The sequence below is a fragment of the Streptomyces sp. LS1784 genome, assembly GCF_020103755.1.
Classification (GTDB): Bacteria; Actinomycetota; Actinomycetes; order Streptomycetales; family Streptomycetaceae; genus Kitasatospora.
In genome coordinates this window covers 1-1811 of the sequence record NZ_JAHSQD010000977.1, presented here as the reverse complement: position 1 = coordinate 1811, position 1811 = coordinate 1, and the positions used below count along the sequence as shown (strand labels likewise).

The following is a 1811-nucleotide window of genomic DNA, read 5'->3' as shown; positions in this document are numbered from 1 at the left end:
GAGACGGCGCCCGCGCCGCTCACCCCGGCCGCCAGCACGGCGGCCGCAGCGCCGTGGAGGTGGCGGACGGCGGCGAGTTCGGCGGCGGTGAGGGGGGCGGGGGCCCGTTGGCCGGTCGACTCCTCGGGAGTTTCCCGGGCTCCTTCCCGGCCTGCCGCGGCTGCCGTCCCGGTGTCGTTCCCGGGCTCGGGCTCGGGCTCGGGCTCGGGCTCGACCACAGGCTCGGGCTCGGGCTCGGCCTCGGCGAGCGGGCAGAGGGTGACGGCGGCGGCCCGGTGCACGCAGGCCGGGGCGAGCAGACAGCCACAGCGGACATCGGCCTCCCCGGCGATCACCCCGCCCGGGGCGTGCAGCACGAGCACGGTCTCCTCGTCCACCTCCACCCGCCACTCGTCGCCCGCCCGGGCCACCGGCCGCTCCGCCAGCTTCGCCGCCGCGCCGTCCAGCCGCTTCTGCAGCCGGGCGCTCAGCCCGGCCACCACCTCGGCGACCACCTCGGGCCGCACGCCCGGCCAGTCACTCGTCCGCGCCGTCATGCTCATCGCACCTTCTCCCCCACCCAGCGGGCCAGTTCCAGCGGGCTCAACGCCGCCACGGGCATTCCGGCCGCGACCAGTCGGCCCGCGACCGCCTTCGAGTAGCGGGCCGTCCCGGTGTCGTCCAGCGCCGCACAGCCGAGCAGGTGCACACCGGAGTCCACCAGTGCCCGGGTCTGGGCCAGCAGGCCGCTGACCGGCCCGCCCTCCTCGAAGTCGCTGACCACCGCGATCAGCGTGCGGGACGGCACCGTCACCAGCTCCCGGGCGTAGCGCAGCCCGCTCGCGATGCTGGTGCCGCCGCCGACCCTCACCTCCAGCAGCAGGCTCAGCGGATCGTCCACCCGCTCCGTGAGGTCCAGGACCTCCGTGGAGAAGGCGACGAAGTGGGTGCTCAGCGAGGGCACTCCGGCCAGGATCGAGGCCGTCAGCGCGGCCCACACCGTGGAGGCCTCCATCGAGCCGGAGACGTCCACGACCAGGATCAGCCGCCAGTCGTTGGCCTGGCGCGCCCTGGTCCGGAAGACCGGGCGCTCGGGCACGATCAGCGTGCCGCCGTCCGGCGCGGGACGGGCGGTGGCCAGGTTGGCCCGGATGGTCCGGTCAAGGTCCAGCCCGCCGCCCGGGCGGCGGGACGGGCGCGGCACGGCGATCCCGGTCAGGGCCGGGCGCAGCCTGGTGGCCAACTCCCGGCTCAGCTCGTCCACCAGGCGCCGCACCAGCGGGCGCAACCGGGCCACCCTGGCCTCCGGCAGGCCGCCCGCGTGGTCCAGCACGGTGCGCAGCAGGTCGACGGACGGGCGGACCGCGGCCGGGTCGATCGTCTCCAGGACGTCGGTACGGCCCTGCGCGACGGCGGCGGCCAGCACCTCCTCGCGTATGCCGGGGCCGAACAGCGACTCCAGTTCCTCGGCCCACTCCCGCACCCCGGGGTACGGGGCCTCGCGGCCGCCCCTGCTGCCCCGGCTGTCCAGGCCCGGGCCGGAGCCCTCGCCGTGGCCGCTGCCGTACAACTCGTCCAGGGCGGTGGCGAGTCGGGCACCGCGCCCGGTCAGGCCGCCGTTGCCGGGGCGGCCGAGGAGCAGCCGCCAGCGCTCGGCGGGGGCGAGGGTGCGGGGCGGGCTGGTCGTGGTGAGGAGCCGCTCCGGGGCCGTGGGCGGCGGTGCGACGTCCGTGGCTTCCAAGGACATCGGGGGTTCCGCGGGGGCCGGAGGGAGAAGACCGCGACGGGCGAGTGCCGCGCGCGCCGCGAGGTCCGCGCGCACCCAGCCGGCG

The 1811-nt window shown here is 77.3% G+C and carries 1 protein-coding gene and 1 pseudogene; both read right to left on the bottom strand.

What is annotated here, in order from left to right; all coding sequences use genetic code 11:
• Positions 1 to 536, bottom strand: a pseudogene (locus KS423_RS44820) (hypothetical protein); the annotation flags it as partial.
• Between the two features lie 2 nt (positions 537 to 538).
• The coding region (locus KS423_RS44815; protein WP_224285416.1) for a VWA domain-containing protein at positions 539 to 1811 on the bottom strand (1273 nt) is incomplete at its 5' end.